This window comes from Halegenticoccus tardaugens (genome assembly GCF_004116405.1).
GTDB classification, from domain to species: domain Archaea; phylum Halobacteriota; class Halobacteria; order Halobacteriales; family Haloferacaceae; genus Halegenticoccus; species Halegenticoccus tardaugens.
Genome location: NZ_SDIC01000004.1, coordinates 67,482 through 85,768 on the forward strand (window position 1 = coordinate 67,482; position 18,287 = coordinate 85,768).

The 18,287-nt window shown below is 68.1% G+C and carries 17 protein-coding genes; all 17 read right to left on the reverse strand.

The window, feature by feature from the left end; translation table 11 throughout:
* Nucleotides 1-45: 45 nt before the first annotated feature.
* The 17 genes from C3L37_RS11245 to C3L37_RS11325 all read right to left on the reverse strand — a co-directional run bounded on the left by C3L37_RS11245 (nucleotide 46) and on the right by C3L37_RS11325 (nucleotide 18,161).
* Nucleotides 46-348 (reverse strand): hypothetical protein, encoded by a 303-nt coding sequence (locus C3L37_RS11245; RefSeq protein ID WP_129114714.1) that lies wholly within the window; start codon nucleotides 346-348, stop codon nucleotides 46-48.
* Between the two features lie 314 nt (nucleotides 349-662).
* Nucleotides 663-1,193 carry a DUF7261 family protein gene (locus C3L37_RS11250; protein WP_129114715.1) on the reverse strand — a complete coding sequence of 177 codons (531 nt, stop codon included), beginning with the start codon at nucleotides 1,191-1,193 and terminating at the stop codon, nucleotides 663-665.
* Nucleotides 1,190-1,600 (reverse strand): DUF7262 family protein, encoded by a 411-nt coding sequence (locus C3L37_RS11255; protein WP_129114716.1) that lies wholly within the window; start codon nucleotides 1,598-1,600, stop codon nucleotides 1,190-1,192. Before C3L37_RS11255 ends, C3L37_RS11250 begins: the two co-directional genes overlap by 4 nt.
* Entirely contained in the window at nucleotides 1,593-2,339 is a 747-nt protein-coding gene (locus tag C3L37_RS11260) for a DUF7263 family protein (RefSeq protein WP_129114717.1), read from the reverse strand. Before C3L37_RS11260 ends, C3L37_RS11255 begins: the two co-directional genes overlap by 8 nt.
* Nucleotides 2,336-2,782 (reverse strand): DUF7266 family protein, encoded by a 447-nt coding sequence (locus C3L37_RS11265; protein WP_129114718.1) that lies wholly within the window; start codon nucleotides 2,780-2,782, stop codon nucleotides 2,336-2,338. The genes C3L37_RS11260 and C3L37_RS11265 overlap by 4 nt, the downstream gene beginning before the upstream one ends.
* Nucleotides 2,775-3,518 (reverse strand): DUF7289 family protein, encoded by a 744-nt coding sequence (locus C3L37_RS11270; RefSeq protein ID WP_129114719.1) that lies wholly within the window; start codon nucleotides 3,516-3,518, stop codon nucleotides 2,775-2,777. The genes C3L37_RS11265 and C3L37_RS11270 overlap by 8 nt, the downstream gene beginning before the upstream one ends.
* The gene (locus tag C3L37_RS11275; protein ID WP_129114720.1) at nucleotides 3,515-5,425 is read right to left on the reverse strand and encodes a type II secretion system F family protein; all 1,911 of its coding nucleotides are present in this window, start codon (nucleotides 5,423-5,425) and stop codon (nucleotides 3,515-3,517) included. The genes C3L37_RS11270 and C3L37_RS11275 overlap by 4 nt, the downstream gene beginning before the upstream one ends.
* Nucleotides 5,422-7,776 carry a type II/IV secretion system ATPase subunit gene (locus C3L37_RS11280; RefSeq protein ID WP_129114721.1) on the reverse strand — a complete coding sequence of 785 codons (2,355 nt, stop codon included), beginning with the start codon at nucleotides 7,774-7,776 and terminating at the stop codon, nucleotides 5,422-5,424. The genes C3L37_RS11275 and C3L37_RS11280 overlap by 4 nt, the downstream gene beginning before the upstream one ends.
* Nucleotides 7,777-7,915: 139 nt before the next feature.
* Nucleotides 7,916-9,205 (reverse strand): ArgE/DapE family deacylase, encoded by a 1,290-nt coding sequence (locus tag C3L37_RS11285; protein WP_129114722.1) that lies wholly within the window; start codon nucleotides 9,203-9,205, stop codon nucleotides 7,916-7,918.
* A 160-nt stretch (nucleotides 9,206-9,365) separates the two neighbouring features.
* On the reverse strand, nucleotides 9,366-10,358 hold the full coding sequence (locus C3L37_RS11290) for a branched-chain amino acid ABC transporter permease (protein ID WP_129114723.1): 993 nt from the start codon (nucleotides 10,356-10,358) through the stop codon (nucleotides 9,366-9,368).
* Nucleotides 10,355-11,230 carry a branched-chain amino acid ABC transporter permease gene (locus tag C3L37_RS11295; protein ID WP_129114724.1) on the reverse strand — a complete coding sequence of 292 codons (876 nt, stop codon included), beginning with the start codon at nucleotides 11,228-11,230 and terminating at the stop codon, nucleotides 10,355-10,357. The genes C3L37_RS11290 and C3L37_RS11295 overlap by 4 nt, the downstream gene beginning before the upstream one ends.
* A gap of 111 nt (nucleotides 11,231-11,341) precedes the next feature.
* On the reverse strand, nucleotides 11,342-12,097 hold the full coding sequence (locus tag C3L37_RS11300) for an ABC transporter ATP-binding protein (protein WP_129114725.1): 756 nt from the start codon (nucleotides 12,095-12,097) through the stop codon (nucleotides 11,342-11,344).
* Between the two features lies 1 nt (nucleotide 12,098).
* Complete coding sequence (locus C3L37_RS11305) at nucleotides 12,099-12,809, reverse strand: ABC transporter ATP-binding protein (RefSeq protein WP_129114726.1); 711 nt, start codon at nucleotides 12,807-12,809, stop codon at nucleotides 12,099-12,101.
* Nucleotides 12,806-14,269 carry an amidase gene (locus tag C3L37_RS11310; RefSeq protein WP_129114727.1) on the reverse strand — a complete coding sequence of 488 codons (1,464 nt, stop codon included), beginning with the start codon at nucleotides 14,267-14,269 and terminating at the stop codon, nucleotides 12,806-12,808. The genes C3L37_RS11305 and C3L37_RS11310 overlap by 4 nt, the downstream gene beginning before the upstream one ends.
* A gap of 195 nt (nucleotides 14,270-14,464) precedes the next feature.
* Nucleotides 14,465-14,890 carry a GNAT family N-acetyltransferase gene (locus C3L37_RS11315; RefSeq protein ID WP_129114728.1) on the reverse strand — a complete coding sequence of 142 codons (426 nt, stop codon included), beginning with the start codon at nucleotides 14,888-14,890 and terminating at the stop codon, nucleotides 14,465-14,467.
* Nucleotides 14,891-15,010: 120 nt separating this feature from the next.
* Entirely contained in the window at nucleotides 15,011-16,303 is a 1,293-nt protein-coding gene (locus C3L37_RS11320) for an ABC transporter substrate-binding protein (protein WP_129114729.1), read from the reverse strand.
* A gap of 232 nt (nucleotides 16,304-16,535) precedes the next feature.
* The gene (locus C3L37_RS11325) at nucleotides 16,536-18,161 is read right to left on the reverse strand and encodes a hypothetical protein (protein ID WP_129114730.1); all 1,626 of its coding nucleotides are present in this window, start codon (nucleotides 18,159-18,161) and stop codon (nucleotides 16,536-16,538) included.
* Nucleotides 18,162-18,287 lie beyond the last annotated feature (126 nt).

The window sequence follows — 18,287 nt, forward strand, 5'->3', positions numbered from 1 at the left end:
CCGTCGTCGCACGCTTCGCGTCACCCCCGTTCGAGACCGCGACGACTACGCCGACGAGTTCGCCCGACGGCTTCGAACGCCGAGGTAGACGCGGCGCGAACAGAGATAGAGCGCCGAGAGCGCGACCGCCTGGAGGGAGAAGAACGCGAACGCGACGGCGTAGAAGGCCGGTCCGCTCCCGAGCGACGCGAGGGACGCGTTCCGGGCACCCGACGCGAAAAGAACGGCGAGATACGCCGGGACGAACCCGCCGGAGACGAGGAGCGAACCCGCAATCAGGAGCGCGAGGACGATGCCGGTCTCTCTCCCCGCGAACAGGCGCCGAACTGGATTTCCGTCGAAGGGCATACGGGAGACTATTCGCTCGGCTAACACACAGTCGTTTCCCGGTTCGGGCGGACGAGCGGTCGAGGATCCGTGAAGTCGGAGCCACCGCGCCGCGAGAACAGGGTACGTTACCGCTACAGTCGATCGTCCCGGCGGATTGGCTGGCTACTCGGTGTTCGCCTCCGCTCTCTCTGACGACGCGTCGCCGCTGTCGGTCCTCCGTGATCTCTCCGGACGTTTCGCCCGGATCGGTCGGTACGATCCGTCCGATCCGCCGACTCTCTCTCTCCGTTGGCGGACGCGGGTTATCTGCCAAGCGGCCTCCACCGACCGCCTCACCCGCCGATCGTCTCGAACACGAACGTCAACGCCGACTCGCGCGACTCGGTCGTCACGCGCACGTCGAGCGCGACCGCCAGCACGTGCGTCTCGTCCGCGCGCTCCTGTACCACCACGCCTCCCCGCGCGCGGCACGGGCCGAAGTCGCGCTTCGGCCCGCTCGGGCAGTCGTCGGCCGCCCGCGTTTCCGCGGCGGTCCCGTTCCGTTCGACCTCGTACGCGACGTTTCGATCCACGCGGGCGGCTTCGATCTCCTCGACGCCGGGATCGAGCGTTCGATTCACCGCGTCGACGGCCTCGGATCGCGCGTCCCAGTCGTACTCGCCGATCACCGGGGTCGAGGCGTTGTGCACCGCGCGGTCGAGGGCGCGCTCCGCGTTCGTCCCCGGCGGGTGGCGTTCGGCGCTCGCGTCGACGTCCGCGTGGTACCCGAGCTGGACGTACGCGACGACCATCGGCACGAGCGCGATCGCGACGATCACCGCGGCCACGAGGACGAGCTGTCCGCGCGGGTCGCGGCGGCTCACGCGTACCACACCCAGATCGTCACGTCGCCGTGCAGCGTCGTCACCGTCGACTCGCCGACCGGAACGCCGACCGGCTTCGGGTAGCCGACGGACCCGTGCGGCGTCCGGACGCGGAACATGAGGTTCTCGGGGAGGATCCGTCCGACCCGCCGCTCCAGCGCCTTTCGCTCGCGGTCGAAGCGCTCCGCCGAGCGGCTGATCTCGGCGAGCCGCGTCGCCCCGCCGTGTCTGGGCGGCTCCTGCGCCAGCACCGTCGCCGCGTCGGTCGCGTACGCGTCGAGTTGGGCGTCTTGCGTCCCCGGATCCGGAAGCCCGAGCGTGAAGCTCGCCGCCACCGCGAGCACGAGGACGACGCCGACGGCGGCTTCGACGACCGAAAGCGACAGCTGTCCCCGTCGGCTACGCATCGACGGTCACCTCCAGCACCGCTTTCGTCGTCTCCTCCGGGTAGTACGTCACGATGACGGTCCCGGTTTCCGACCGGTTCGTCCCGGTACGCTCCCGTTCGTCGCGTTCGAACGAGAGCGTCGTCGTCTCGTAGCGGGACGTTCGGATCGTGGCGTTTCCGCGAAGCCCCGACCCGTTCTCGTCGTGCAGGACGACGCGATCGTTCGCCCTGACGGTTCTGATCGTCGTGTCAGATCCCGGTCGAAGACGGAGCGCGACCGTCGACGTTCGCCGCGGAAGCGTCACGGACTCGGACGCCGCGAGGTCGACCGTCCGCTCCTCCGACGAGCGCTCGGCGACGAGGACGGCCCGACGGACGGTCGTCCCGCCGGTCGGGTCGCCGCGCTCGACGACCGTTTCGTCGGCGAGTCGCACGCGGAACGCGGTGTCGCGGACGACCGGGGCGAGCCGATCGACGCGAGCCGGCGACAGCGCGTCGACGTCCGTCGCGTTCAGCACGTTCGGCCGATCGGTCGTCGGCGCGTCGGCCGCGACGACCCGGTCCGCGAGCACGTTCGACGCCCGGCGTTCGTGCGGCTCGCGGTCGGCGCTCAACAGGGCTCCCTCGGCGAACGCGACGCACACGCCTGTGACGGTCGTCAAGAGCACCAGCGCGACGGCGAGCACGGGGAGGTTCGCCTGCGCTCGCGACGCGCGTCCCGCCCGCCTCCGGTCGCGGCTGCGTGCTCCGCGCGTCATTCGCCTTCCTCCAGTTCGATCGCGAGCCCCTCGGGATCGGTGCGAACGGCGACGATCGCCTCGCCTCCGCTGGACCACGCTCCCGAGACGGACGCGACGGACGAGGGGAGCACGAGCCTCGTCCGACCAGAAACGGCGGGATCCGGGTGGTCGAGTGCGAGCGTCGAATCGTTGGCCCGGATCCGATAGGCGGCCCCGCGGATCGTGCGCGGCAGGTCGACCTCGTGTTCGGTCTCGACGCGGGTCGCGTTCGGCGGAACCGCCGCCTCGACGCGCTCCGCCGCGGCGACGAGCGTTCGATCGCCGACTTCCGCACCCACGGCGTCACGGTACTCGGGGACGAGACCGCCGTACAGGGCCGTCGTCACGAGCCCGATGAAGAGGACGACGATGCTCGCTTCGAGCGCTTTCCCGACGACGGGGGTGACGGCCCGATCAGCCACGGCGCACCTCCGTCCGCAGGTCGTGTTCGACGAAGTACGTCGTTCGGTTCCCCGGGAACTCGGCGACGACGCTCTCGACGCCGTCCCCGTCGAACGTGCGTCGCTCCGTCGTCGCGTTCTGGCGCTCGAAGTGCGACTCCCACGCGCCCGGCGTCTCGGTCTCGACCGCGACGCGGTAGGTCCCGTCGCCGAGCGCCCGTCGATCGTGCGTCACGTTCGTTCGAAGGACAACGCTCGTCGGTCCGCTTCCGCCGACCGCGTCAGGTCCGGACGCGTTGAGCCGCCCGACGCCGACGAGCAGGACGCCTCGCGAGGCGGCGATCGGCGGCTCCGTGTACATGCGGGCGGTCGACCCGGTGCCCCTGACGACGGCCCCGCCGACGAACGCGACGCGCTGGCGGTCGGACGTGAAGACGAGCCCGCCGACCTCCTCCGTCGCGACGACGCCCGAGTCGTTCACCACGCGCACAGTCCGTTCGACGGTTCTGAGTCGGCCGTCGGTGAACGAAACGCGACCCCGGCCGGGTCCCGTCGTCGCCACCGGATCCAACGCGGCGTCCAGGTCGGCGGCGACGCGGTCCGCGTCCGCGGCCGCGGCGTTGCTCTCGACGACGGTTCCGATACTCGCCGTCAGGACGCCGAGGCTGAGCATCGTCACGCCGAGGAGGATCGCGACGCCGACGACGTTCGCCTGCGCCCGTTCGGCTTCGTCGCTCCCCCGCCTCCCGCCGCTCATATCATCTTCGCCCCCGCGAAGACGACGTAACAGACGGCGACGAGCGCGCCGGAGTGGAGTAGCGCCTCGTAGCGGCCGCGACTCGCCATGCCGGCGAACCAGCCGGACGCGAGCATCGTCGCCTGCGTGACGACGTAGAACCGGAAGCGATCGCGCCCCGGTTGAACCGCGTTCGGATCGAGCGCGAATCCGGAGGTCCCCGACAGCGCCGACAGCTGCGCGAAGCCGTCGAGCATGTAGGTGTTGACCGCGACGGCGATGGCGATCACCAAAAGCGCCGTCGTCCACCCGACGGCGACGTACACGAGCATGCCAGCGCGGAGCGCCTGCTTTTCGTGGTACAGCCGACCGATCTCGGCCTGCAACGTCTCGAACACCGCCTCCGTGTCGCTGCCGGCGTCCAGCGCGCCGGTGACGAGACCGATCGTCTGCTCGGCGAGCGGGGTCCCGACGCGCTCGACGAAGCGATCGAGCGCGTCGGACCGGAGATCCGACTGCGGATGAGTCGCTTCCTTGGTAGTCAGACGTAGGTTGAACGCGAGGTCGGCCACATCGGGATCGAGCGCCCCGAGGTCGACGTCGCGGGCGACGAGTTCGACCGCCTCCGGAAACGGACGACCGAGCGAGACGTGGCCCGAGACGGCGTGAATGAAGTCCTTGATCTCGCGGTCCTTGGCGTCGTCCCGCCGCGCGCGGCGAACCGACACGAAGCCGACGGGGAGCGCGTAGGAGACGTACGACAACAGCACGACGTTCGCCGGTTCGTACCCGATCGAGCGGAGTCCGGCGGCGGCGAGCAGCGCCGGTCCGGCGAACACTACGGCGGCGCTCGCGGGGTTTGTCGATGCGGTGACCAGCACGCCGAGCAGATCACGGGGTCGCCGGTACTCCACCGTCTGGTCGGCGGGTCGGAGGTCGTCGACGAGCGCGCTCGCGCACGCGCCGACGGCGAGAACGAACCCGGCGCTCCCGTAGATGATCGCCGCTCGAAGGGTGACGCTCCCGTACGGCGTCCGGATCGGCTCGGAGAGCCCCGGCGAGAGGACGCTCATCACGGTGAGGACGATGACGAACAGGGACGGCATCACGAGCAGGACGATGAAAAGCTCCGCGAGCAGTTCGAGAAACCCTTCGGCGCGCTGGCGGGCGCGAGCCTGCCTGTGCCCGAGCATCCGACTCTCCATGTGGAGGTAGTTCGAAAGCGCGTCCGACCCCTGGTCCGCGTGCTCACGGAACTTCAGGAGAAACGGTGCGAGCGCGTCGCGCGAGGGGGTGTCGCGAGCCACGCGACGGAGCCCGTCGCTGACGTTTCCGGTCAGCGCGGCGGTGTTCAGCACCTTGCGGATCGAGACCGCCGTCTCGCCGTACGCCTCGCCGTCGGCGACTTTTCGGAGCATCGTCCGCTGACCGTCGCTCCCGGACGACAGTGCGTGGAGGTATCGGACGGCACCGGGTAACGTTCGTTCGATGTCGGCTTTTCTGGCGGCGGTCACCCACCTGAGGTAGGCGCCACCCGCTCTGACGACTCCGCGCTTTCCGGCGTACGCGACGGTGCCGGCGGCGAGGACCGCGGCGTATGTCCGCGGCATCGCCGGGACGCCGACCTGATCGACGACCGGAACGCCCGCTTCGAGGAAGGCGGCGATCACGGCGAGCGTTTCTGGTTGCACCGCGAACACGAGGCCGAACGTCGGGCCGAGCAGGGCGAAAAACGCGAGCCACGACAGTCCGTACACGCGAGCGAGATACACGTCGAAGCTCATCCGGAGGTCCGTCCCGCGGTAGCGACGGCGGTCGATGGCGTGGCGATCGGCGTCGGCGTGCCTGGCGAAGAGGGCGTACAGCGCCCGGTCCGGGACGGAGAGCGAACGAGACCCGACGGTTCGCTTGGCCTCGGCGATGTTCATCTGGGTTGCCTCCGATCGGGTTCACGCCCGTCGGGTTCGCCTCCGTCCGCGGTCGTGACTCCGCGGCCGTCGCCGACCCGGGTGCCGTCGGCCGATCGACCGCCGGTCGACGTATCGCCCGTCTCCGCGAGACGGTGCGCGACGCGCTCGACCGTCGCGGCTTCGTCCGTCCGGAGATCCGCGAGAAACTCGAACAGTTCGTCGAAGTCGTCGATCCCGTCGTGGACGAGGTATCGAACGTACCGGTGTTTGCGGTGAAACTCGGCTTCGACCGCCTCGACGGTTCTGTCGGTCTTCGAGGCGATCCGGTGGAAGGTTCGACACCCGATTCGACGCGTCCGATCGCCGAGCTGCGGATGGTCGTACGCGACGTGAAACTCGCCGTCGGTGTCGCGCCGGACGATCGTGTTCCAGCGGGTCTCCGTTCCGTCCTTCTCGATCACGCCGCGGTGCTTCGATCGGTCGTGGGTCGGTGTCGACGCGGCGTTTTCGTCGTCCAGCTCGTCGTACTCGCTCGCGGTCACGATCTCGACGGCCTCACTCACGTACCGCTCTCCGTCGACGAAGCGCGGGAAGACCACGAGGTCGAGCTCGCGGAGCAGATACGACGGCAACCCCTGCTCTCTCACCCGGTTGACGAGCGTCTCGATGTCCTCGGCGTGGGTCGTCCCGATGACGCCGTGTCCGGTGTTCAGCGTCTCGGCGAAGGTCCGAAAGCTCGCGTTCGTGTTGATCTCGGCGATGACCTCCACGTCCGGATTGAGGTAGTTGGTCTCCGTCATCAGGTCGGCCATCGTGACGCGCTTGAACTCGTTCTCGTGATCGCGCGTCGTGAGCGAGACGCCCGTCTCGTGGGGGAGACGGACCTCCCGGGAGCCCTCGTCGATGCTGATCGGTCGGTCGTCGAACGGGATGAACGGCATGTGCGCGTTCATGAGCGTCGTCTTTCCGACCCCCGTCGGTCCGGAAAAGAGGACGACGCCGCGGTGTTCGTACAGGAGCCACAGGAGCGCGACGAGTTCCGTCGACAGCGCGTCCCGAGCCAGCAGATCGACGGGCGTCAGCGCGTCGGTCGACTGTTTGCGGATGGAGACGTGCGGTCCGTCCTCCGAGATGACCGGGAGCGCGACGGCACAGCGGATGGTTCCCTCGACGTCCGACGGATCGAGATTCACCTTCGCGCTCGGCGTGCTGGCGTTGAGCTCCGTTCCGTCGCTCGCGGCGAGCTGGGTGGCGACGTTGACGAAGTCGATCTCGTCGTCGAAGACGAGGTTCGTCGGCACGCGCCCGCCGCCCGCCACGCCCGTCCGGGGAACGACCTTGACCCGTTCGCCGACGCGGTTGGCCTCGACGTCCTCCAGGTTCGGATCCCGGATCGGGATCGTCAGAATCCCCTCGCCGACGTAGTCGCGGAGAACGTAGTACACCAGGTCGTCCAGTCTGTCGGCCGCGTACCGTCCGCCGACGGGCGGCACCGCGAGATCGTACTCGGCGAGCGCGCTCTTGACCCGGTAGGCTGTCGCGTCGAGCCACGCGCGGGTGTTTCGAGCCGTGAGTCGCCGCGAGAGGAACTGTCTGGCGCGCTCTCCGACGAACGCTTCGCGGTCGTCGACGACGCCGTCGACGTTCACCTCCCAGATCCGCTCCTTGCACTCGGCGATGAGCTGCTCGTCGCCGGGCAAGAGGTCCGGTTCGAGCACCGCGTACTTGCTCGCGAACTGGTCGTTACCGAGCAGGTGCTCGCGGTAGACGATCACGTCGATCTCGAACCCGCAGAACGGGACCGAGTACCGCTTCAGCCGTTCGCCCGCGACGCGCTCTACGAGCTCCGTCTCCGCGCGGAACGCGGTCTCCGCGGGCGCGAAATCCTCGGTGTGAACGGCCAGTTCGTCGCCGTCGACGACCACCACGTCGACGCGCTCGTCGAGGGCGAGCGGCGTCAACTCGTCGAGGAGCCGGAGCTCACACAGGGCGTAGTAGTCGATCCGCCGACGGGCCGCCGCCGAGGCGTCGAGGAGCCGGTCCAGAACGCGCCGGTACTTCGGCTCGAACCCCACGCTCGCGCGTTCGATCGTCCCCTCGCGGGTGAGCGGACGGCGACGGTGGACCGAGGCGAAGTGATCTCGGATGCGCTCCATCGCGGCCTCGCCGACCTGCCCGAGCGTCGGTTCCCGGATTTCGTACCGAAAGTCCGTCGCGGCTTCGCTGATCGTCGCGACCACGCCGGGAAACACCTCGTACTGAGCGCGGACGTCGGCGGCGTACCACGCGTCGCCGTCGTCCGGCGGCACCGGCGGTGGGACGCGATTCCTCGGTTCGCTGGCGTCCCGCCCTGTCGGCGACCTACTCATGCTCGATCACGGGGACTGATCCCTCCATCTCCTGATGGTGATACTTCCGTTCTGATTTTTAAACTTATCTGATGGAGGATATGTGTCGTGCGGCAGAGGACGCGGATGGCGACGATTGGTGAGCGGTGCAGTTACGTCCTCACCGCTCGACGCCGCAGTACTCGACGGCGACCCTGGCGACCGTCGTCGCGGTCTCCAGAAGCGACGTCACCGTCGTACGCTCGTCCGCACCGTGGAGGTTCGCGCCCGTCGGGCCGACGGAGACGGCGTCGACGTCGTAGTAAAGGGAATAAAAACGCTCGTCGAGCGCGGCGTTCCCGCCGACGAACGCCCCGGAGCGGCCCGTGACGTCTTCCGCGATCCGCTTCGAGAGCGCGGCGATCTCCGCGTCCGGCGCGATCTCGTGCGGCGAGGCGTTCCAACCGAACCACTCGACCTCCGGGGGGTTGTCTCGGAGCCACTCGTCCGTGGCGGCGGCCTCGGCGATCGTCTCCTCGATCTGCGCGCGGACTTCCGCCCGCGTCTCGCCCGGCGGCCAGCCGACGCGGCCGTGCATGATCGTCTCGCTGGGGAGCGTTGACGGCCAGTCGCCCGCCTCGATAATCCCGACGTTGATGTTCGTCACGTTACCTTCGAGGTCCGGTTCCCCCCGGTAGGCCGGCGGGAAGTCGATCCGCGCTTTCCGCTCGCGGTCGAGTTCTTCGAGCGCCTCGTACACTGTAATCGCGTTCCCAATCGCGTTGACCCCCTGGTGGCCCCAGGCGGCGTGGACGCTCTTGCCGGGGACGCGGACGCGAAAGTACATCACGCCCGCGCTGGCGACGCCGACGTTGGGGAGCCCGAACGGTTCCGCGATCACCGCCGCGTCGGGCACGTAACCGCGTTCGAGGACGGATAGCGTCCCGCCGACGCCGCCGTCTTCCTCCTCGATGACGCTCTGGAAGACGAGGTCGCCGCCGAGTTCGACGTCCGCTTCCGAGAGCGCCTTCATCGCGACGAGGCACGCGGCGAGGCCGCCCTTCATGTCGGCGACGCCGCGGCCGTACAGCGCGTCGCCCTCCCGGGTGACGGTCCAGGCGTCACGCTCCCACTCGCTCTCGGTGACGTCGACCACGTCGACGTGGCCGCCGATGGCGAGCGTCGGCCCGTTGCCGCCCTCGACGCGGGCGACCACGTTCGGTCTGTCCTCGTAGCCAACCCTCTCGTAGGACGATGTCTCGAAGTACCCCTCGTGGTCCGCGAGATCGACCGCGGAGGGTTCCCAGACGTCGGGGTCGTACCCCGCGGATTCGAGGTAGTCGACGACCACGTCCTGGCCCGGTCGCTCGGACCCGGTGACGGTCCGCGCCTCGACCAGCTTCGTGACGAGGTCGACGAGTTCGTCTTCGTTCGATTCGATCGCTTCCGTAATGCTATCTGCGTCGGTCATGGGTCTGCTGTTGATGTCTCCGTGTTTCCGTGTCTCCGCGTCGTCGTATTCGCCGTCAGTACGTGAGTGTGCGGTGCGTGGGTGCGTGGGCGTACGTAAGTTCGGGGGGTTCGTCGCCGTCTCGCGGCGGCGAGGCCGCCTGCTGAATCCGTCTCCGAAATCACCGGCCGAACCACTTCCGGAGTCGTTCGCGGACGTCGAAGCTGCTCGCGGCGACGCCGTCGGGGAAGTACAGCGTCGCTACGATGAGAAGCGCCCCCCAGATGACGAGCCGGAGTTCGCCGATGTCGCGGAGCGCCTCTGAGACGCCGAAAACGAGGATGCCGCCGTAGATGGCCCCGCCGAAGCTCCGCAGGCCGCCCACGATCCCCATCGCCATGAACTCGACCATCTGGTCGATCTCCAGCATCGGCGGCGAGATGATGAGGATGTTGTACGCCTGCAACGCGCCGGCGATCCCCGCGATCGACGAGCCGACGACGAACCCGACCAGCTTGTGGCGAGGGACGTTGTTCCCGAGCATCTCTGCGGCCGCGGACGACTCGCGGATTGCCCGCGCGACGAGCCCGAATCGGTTCACGAGCAACGAGTACTGGAACGCCATGAGCAGCCCGACCGTCGCGAGAACGAAGTAGTACATCGCGACCCTGTCGCCGCCGAAGAGCTGCGGGTACCCGGTGTACCCAGTCGGTCCGCCGGTGACGTCGCGGAAGATGATCGTCCCGTAGTAGACGATCTCGGCGTAGGCGAGCGTCACCATTCCCACGTACGCCCCGCTGAGACGCAACACGGGGTACGCGATCGGGAGGCTGAACAGTCCGGCGACGACGCCGCCCGCGAGGATCGACGCGAGCGGGTGGACGCCGGCCTCGGCGGCCAGGATGACGGCTGCGTACGCGCCGACGCCGTAGAGCGCGGCGTGGGCAAAGGTGAACATCCCGAAGTAACCGGCAACGAAGATCCAGCTCCCCACCGCGAGGATCACGATGAGTAACTGCATCACGATCTCCAGCCCGTACGAGGTGAAGATGAGCGGGGCGAGCACCGCGACGGCCGTCCCGAACGCGAAGACGACGCCGTTCCGACTGCGGACGTCCCCGGTGAACCGTTCGCGCGTCCGTTCGAGCGCGAGGCGCACAGTCTCGACGGTCATCCGTCGATCCACCCCCCGATGCCGTCGGGATTGACGAGCAACACCGCGATCATGATCGCGAAGAGCAGCACCATGGCGGCCTCGCTCGCGACCCAGATCGTGCTGACGCTCCTGACGACGGCGAGGCCCAGCGCGGCGACGAGCGTCCCGCGGACGCTCCCCAATCCGCCGACCATCACCACGATGAACGCCAGCAGGAACGGGTACCAGCCGACGGAGGGGTACACCGCGAAGAGCGGCGCGAGGAGGACGCCGGCCAAGCCGGCGAGCGCGGCACTCAGTCCGAGCGTAATCGCGTAGACGCGCTCGGGCCGGACGCCCATGAGGAGCGCCGTCTGGTCGTCCTGGGAGACAGCCCGGATTGCGAGGCCGAGCTTCGTCCGCGAAATAAAGAGGAAGAGCGCCCCCAGCGCGCACACCGAGACGACGAAGATGACGAACCGCTCGACGCTGATCGCCACGCCGGCGACGTTCCACACCTCGTCCGTGATCGACGGGAACGATCGTCGTCTGGAGCCGATCGCGACGCGCAGCCCGTTCTCCAGGAAGAACGCGAGCCCCAGCGTGACGACCATCGAGGCGATGTCGAACTCTTCCCGCTCCCGGAGCGGTTCCAGCAGGCCGATTTCGGTGATCCACCCGAGCGCGAACACGACGAGCATCGACGCGACGACGGCGAGCACGATACTCCCGGTGGCGCGAACCGCGAAGAAGCCGGCGAACCCGCCGACCATGAACATCGCGCCGTGGGCGAAGTTCAGCACGCGCGCGACGCCCCAGATGAGCGTGAGACCGACCGCGATGAGCGCGAGCTGCCCGCCGAAGAACAGCCCGTTGACGAGCTGCTGGGCGAGCAGGCCGGTGCTAACCATGCGACCCCTCCGTCGCGTCGCAGGTTCGTTCGTCGGATGGCCGGCGGCTCGATCGCCGCGTCGGCGCGTTCCAGCTCGCCGTGATTCCGTCCGGCACTTGTCCGTTCGTCCTCATCCGTGTCGCTCCCCGATGTACAGTTCCATGATCTCGTCCTCGTCGCGTAGCGCCTCCGTTTCGCCCTCGTACACCCGTTCGCCCTGATCGAGGACGTAGACGTACTCGGCGACATCGAGCACCCGCCGCACGTTCTGTTCTATCACAATCATGTCTCTCCCACGCTCTTTCAGCCGCACGATCTGTTCGAACACGTCGTCGACGAGCTGCGGTGCCAACCCCGCGCTCGGCTCGTCGAGCAGCAGGATCTCCGGATCGGGCATGAGCGCCCGCCCGAAGGCGACCATCATCTGCTGGCCGCCGCTCAGCTCTCCCGCACGCTGTCGTCGCTTCTCTTCGAGCACGGGAAACATCTCGTACACCTCCCGGTATCGCCGTTCGAGGATGTCTTCGTCGTCCACGAGGTACGCGCCGATTCGAAGGTTCTCCGTCACCGTCATCTCGGGGAACACGTTGCCACCCTGAGGCAGCATGACCACCCCGCGCTCCACCACATCGCGCGGGTGCGCGTTCGTGACGTCCTCGCCGCGGACGCGCACGGTGCCGCGCCACACGTCGACGAGTCCGCATATCGCCTTGAGCGTCGTCGACTTTCCCGAGCCGTTCGGTCCGATGACGCAGTTCACCCGGCCTGGCTCGATCGCGAGTCTCAACCGGTGCAGCACCTGATTCTCGCCGTATCCGGCGTCGACGCCGTCGAGTTCGACGAGGTTCGTCCGGGGGCTCTCCGCAGGTTCTCGAGGCTCGCTCATCTCACGCACCTCCGAGGTACGCCTCGCGCACGCGCTCGTCCGCCCGGATCTCCGCGAACGTCCCCGTGGAGACGCAGCGGCCAGCGTTCATCACGACGACCCGTTCGCACAGCTCCTTTATCACCGACATGTCGTGTTCGACGACGAGAAACGCCGTCCCGCGGTCGTTGATCCGTTTGATGTCCGCGATGATCTCGTCCATCAGCGCCGGATTGACGCCGGCGGCCGGTTCGTCGAGGAGGACGAGCTTCGGATCGAGCATGAGGACGCGGGCGAGTTCCAGCAGCTTCTTTTGACCCCCGCTCAACGCGTCGGCCCGGTTCTCGGCGACCTGCGCCAGATCGAGTTCCTCCAGCACCTGCCAGACTCGCTCTTCGCGCTCTCTGACCCCGTACGAGACGTTCGGGACGAGCAAGTTCTCGAAGACGGTCATTCGGCCGAACGGTTTCGATATCTGGAAGGTTCGACCGATCCCCCGCGTCGAGACCTCGTAGGGCTTCCGTCCGGTGACGTCCTCGCCGTCGAAGACGACCCGCCCGGCGGTCGGCGATAAAAAGCCCGTGACGAGGTTCAGCGTCGTCGTCTTCCCCGAGCCGTTCGGTCCGATCAGCCCGACGAGTTCGCCGTCTTCCACCGCCATGTCGAGACCGTCGACCGCGTGGATGCCGCCGAAGGTCTTCCGGAGGTCCTCCGTGACGAGCAGTTCGCTCATCGTCCACCCCCGAGATCCGGCGGACGCGTCCCGTCCCAGGTGAGCGCCCGTTCGATCGCGGCGCACGCCGAGACGACGCCCCTATCGTCGAGCCGCGGTCCGATCACCTGCATCCCGATCGGGAGGTCGTCGTCCGAGAGGCCGACCGGAATCGAACCGGCCGGGTTGCCGCTGAGGTTGAGCGGCCACGTGAGCGTCCAGCCGTGCATCGGGTGGACGGGGCGGCCGTCGACGGTCGGTGCGTCCTCGTCGCGGTCGAACGCCGTCCGGGAGAGCGTCGGCGTCGCGAGGACGTCGTACCCGGAGAACGCCCGCTGGATTTCGTCGAAGACGGCGGTGCGAGTTCGTCCGGCCGCCGCGATCTCCTGCGCGCCAAGCGAGAGCCCCGCGCGGATTCGCGACGTCACCTCGGGGGTGACGTCGAGGTCGTCGTTGAGGAGGTCGACGCCCGCGTCTCGCCGCAGGTTCTCGTAGAGGCCGACGTACCGCGTCTGGAGGATCCGTTCGAGGGCCTCGTGGCGATCCTCCCAGGTGCCGTCGAAGTCGAGGTCGGCCGTCTCGACCGTCGCGCCGGCTGCGGCCACCCTGTCGAGCGCCCCCTCGACGGCCGCGCGAACCTCCTCGGTCACCCTGAACCCGCCGAAGTTAGCCGAGTAGCCGATCCGAAGGTCCGAAATCGGGGCGCCGAGCGCGTCGCGGTATCGCGCCGACGGCGTCGGCAGGCAGTACGGGTCAGCGGGGTGGGGGCCGGCCAACACGTCGAGCATCAGCGCCGCGTCGCCGACGCTCCGCGCGATCGGTCCGAGGAAGCTGCACGGGAGGGCGGTCTCGAAGGCGTCCGCGCGGGTGGGTCCCTCCGGAACGCGCCCGAAGTCGGGCACGAGGCCGAAGACGCCGCACGCGCTCGCGGGGATCCGTATCGATCCGGCGGCGTCCGACCCCAGCGCGAGTGGCGTGAGCCCCGCGGCGACCGCCGCGGCGCTTCCTCCGGAGGAGCCGCCGGTTGTCTTCGTCGGGTCCCACGGGTTGCCGGTGGATCCGAAGACGAGGTTGTCGGTGACGGTCTTTCGCCCGAACTCGGGCGTGTTCGTCTTCCCGAGGACGATCGCACCCGCCTCGCGCAGGCGGGCGACGACCGTGTCGTCGCGGTCGGGCACGTGTTCGGTGAACGCCGCGGAGCCGAACGTCGTCCGCACGCCGCGGACGCGAGTGAGGTCCTTGATCGCCACCGGCACCCCGTGGAGCGGCCCGAGCGCGTCACCGCGTTCGACGGCCCGCTCCGCGGAGCGCGCTGCTTTGCGCGCCGCCTCGTCGCAGACCGTCGCGTAGGCGTTGATCCGGGAGTCGATCCGGTCGATCCGGTCGAGGAACGCGTCGACCACCGCGACGGGCGACACCTCGCCGACGCGGATCGACGCGGCGAGCTCCTCGGCGGAGGCGTCACAGATGTCCGTCGTCATCGCTCCCTCGCCTTCGTCTTCGCCACCGTCTGCGACGGATTCGTTGCTCGTGGCGGATTCGTCGACTTCGACTCCTTTCGGTCGGCCGCGCGTCGCGGCCGAATCGCCGGGCGGGCCGTCCCACCCGGCGGGACCGCACCCGGACGGCTCGGACGACGTGTCGGTTTCGGAGCCGCCCTCGCGGGCGGCATGGCGTCAGTCCAGGTCATGTTTGAACGAGTAGCAGTACGTTTCGTACCCCATCCGATCGGTGTAGAAGCGGTGGGCGTCGTCCCGCCAGAGACCGGATTCGAGTTCAACGGCCTCGCAATCGCGCTCCTTCGCCCACTCGTGGACGAACGAGAGGAGCGCTTCGCCGTGCCCCTCGGAGCGCCGGTTGGCCGTCGTGACGAGATCGTACACGTACGCGTGCCGACCGAGGTAAAAGTTCGTCGCCAGTTTGACGCCCGCGACGGCGACGACCTCGTCGCCGTCGTAGCCCGCGAAGAGGCGGTAGCCCTCGTCAGCCATCTCCGCGTACAGCGCTTCGAACCGTTCGAAATCAAGGTGCGAGCGGAGCTCACGCAGGACGGGAAACGCATTTCGTCTGTCGGCTTCGGTTTCGACGTCGTGAATTTCCATGGTGGTGTCGTTGGGTTCGTCGCCCACCGACGGTCGGTCCGGGAACGGCCGGCGACGGCCGATTCGGGTCCGATCGAGGGCGAACGCAACGTTCGCGCGGTTGGTGATCCGCGGCGCTGCTCAGTAGACGCTCTCGTCGACCTCGTCGGAGGCGATCTCGAACGGCCAGACGAACGAGAGTTCGCCGCCGAGCACCTGATAGCCGATCGCGGGTTGCGTCTCCGTGCTTCCCCACGCAGCCTGGTGGTTCTCCTGGAAGTCGATGTGGCCTGTTCCGCCCGGGATCGGTTCGTGCTCGATTACCGCCCGCCTCCACTCGTCGACGCCGGCCGATCGGAAGGCGTCGAGGTCGTCGAACGACCCGGCGATCTCGGCGATGACCTTGACGTTCTGGTAGGAGAGGGCGGCGCTCCCCGTCATGTCGGCGTCGTACCGTTCGGTCCACGCGTCGAGGGCCCCCTGCTCTTCGAGGAGGCTGTCGACGCGTCCCGCGTTCAGGAGCGTCACGGCGCCGTCCGCGCTCTCTCCGGCGCTCTCTCGCGCCTCGTCGATCGTGAGCCCGTAGTTGTGGAATAGGTGGGTTTCCTCGAAGCCGGTGTCCGCGAATTGGCTCGCGAGGTTGCCGGCGCCGGTCGAGGATGTCTGGACGGCCCACACCACGTCCGGGTCGTCCTCTTCGATCCGCGCGAGGAGCGACGTGAACTCCGTCTCGTCGAGGCTCACCTCGTCCTGTGAGACGACCTCCCACCCGATCTCGTCGAGTTCGGCCTCCATCAGGTCCATGATGGAGAGCCCGTAGGACGTGTCCTCGCCGACGAGCGCGATCGTCCGATCCTCGTACGGGAAGTAACCGATCTCACGCTCCTGGAACTGGGTGATCAGTTGCCGCCACCCCACCGCGTACGCCTCCGACGGGGGTGCGGTCTTGAAGGCGTTCCACAGCTCGTCCGCGTTGATCTTCTCGACGATCTCGCTCGAAACCGCCTCGTCGATTATCTGCGGCGTCTCGTGTTGACTCGTCACCTCCAGGGTGGCGAGCGCGACGTCGCTGTGAAACCCGCCGCCGACGACGTCCACGTTCTCCTCCTGGATCAACCGGTTCACCTCGTTCCGGCCGGCAGCGGGGGCCGATTCGGAATCGCCGAACCGCAGTTCGACGTCTTCGCCGTGGACGCCGTCCGCCTCGTTGAGCAGGTCGCGGGAGAGTTCGGCGGCCATGCGTTTCTGCTCGCCGATGTTCGAGGCTGGCCCGGAGAACGGTCCGTAAAACCCGATCGTGAGCCCTCCCTCGTCGCCACCTCCGGGCCCCCCGATCCTGAGACAGCCGGCGAGCGATCCCGCGACGACCCCGCCGCCGGTCACCCTGATGAATTCCCGTCTGTTCACCGCCTTTCTCTTGTTATCATATCCCATGCGAGATGCTCAGATAGCAAATATATAAAACTACCGGATCAGGTTATTATTCGTTCTATTTAATACTCCTAATCCGGATCATATCCGGAATGTAGTTCTATCGTTGAATAATGTGTGCCGGTTCTTCACCTGTACGGTCTTTATCGGTCCAGGACCGTCGCGCGAACGAGCGAACGGGACCGACGCCGTTCGACCGACGTTTGGCCGACGGCTGGCTCGTTCGGTCCGACCGTCACTCCTCGTCCGCCGATTCCGACCCGCCGGCCCTACGAAGGTAGTACCCGGCCGCCCCGGCGAGCCCGGCGATCCCGGCACCGACGCCGAATCCCGGCCCGTCCAGGTCGGTCCCGTCGCCGTCGGACGGCCCGTCGCCCGAGCCGCCGTCTCCTGGCTCCTCCGTCCCGTTCGTCGGGGATTCCGCGGCGGCGGTGTCGGTTTGCGTCGTCTCGGCCGTTTCGGTCGGACCGTCGGTCTCCGTGGTCTCGCTCTCGGGCGTCTGTGTCTGCGTTTCCGTCTCTCGGGGCGTTTCAGTGTCCTCGGGCGTCTCCGTCTCGTCGGGCGTTTCCGTCCCTTCGGGACTCTCCGTCTCCTCCGGCGTCTCGGTTCCGGGCTCGGACCCGTTCCCGCCGTCGCTCCCGTTCACCGATCCGAGTTTCACTGCACCCGGGTACGACCACGTGGCGACGACGCCGCCGTCGCCCGCCGCGACGAGCGACGTCCCGCTGTCAGCGCCGCCGGTCTCGTCGACGAGACGCTGCCACTCCCGTTCGCCCTCGGCGTCGGTTTTCAGGAAGGCGAGCCGCCTGTCCCCGGACTCGTCCTGCATCGAACCGGCGAGCACGTATCCCCCGTCGTCGGCGCGGAGGACCGACTGCGCCGCGTCCATTCCCTCGCGGGGACCGTTGTACGTCCGCTCCCAGGCGACGGCTCCCGAGTCGTCAAAGTTCAACAACGTGAAGTCGCTACTGTCGTCGTCGGTTCCGTCGCCCTTCCGCTCGTATCCGGCGACGACGACGCTCCCATCGGACGCCAACGCGGCGTCCCGGAAGACCTGCGCGTCCGACGCCTCCGCCTCCCACTCGACGTCCCCTTCGGCGTCGACCCGAACCACGACCTGGTCGGCGACGACGAACGCGTAGCCGCCGTCTTCGGTCTGGCTGACCGACGAGGCACCGTCGGCGTTGCTCGCGTTTTCGTAAAGCTCCTCCCACTCCGTCTCCCCCTCTGCGTCGAGCTTTACCAGCCAGCCGCGGCTGGACTTCTGCCCGCAGAGGACGAAGCCGCCGTCGCTCGTCCGCTGGACCGCCTCGAACCACGCGAGCGCCTCGTAGTCGTGGTCCTCTTCCGGATCGTCGTCGCCGTCTTCGCCCGTTTCGTCCTCCGAGAACGTCTTCACCCACTCGGCTCTCCCCTCGTCGTCCGTCTTGACGGCCACGGCGACGACTTCGGTTTGCTCGCGCCCGTTCTCGGCCTCGTGCGTCCGGTGGGCCTGCCCCACGACGAGCGTCCCGCCGTCGGGCGTGGCGACGAGGTCCTCCGCGATCTGTGAGGACGACGAGAGGCCGTCGTCGACGAGCCGCACCCACTCACGCTCCCCGTCGGCGTCGAGTTTCACGAGCGCGAAGTACCGTTCGTCCGACGCCGAACCGCTCGGACTCGGCCACCCGGTCGTCGCGACGACGTAGCCGCCGTCGGCCGTGCGGGCGACCGCGTTCTTCCCCGAGTCCCTCACGAACTCGTACTCGTCCTCTTCGATCCCGACGACCCACTCGACCGGTGGCACGTCGTCCTCGTCTTCCGTCTCCGCGCTCGCCCTTCCGATCGGCGACTCCGGTGCGAGGACGCCGATCGTCGCCACAGCGCCGAGCGCTTTTACGACCGTCCTACGGGTTCGGCTTCGATGTAATTTCATCGTGACTGATAATCAGGGTCCCAAGTAAAATAATTCTATGGTTAATATAAACGAAATTAAAATATCAGGGAT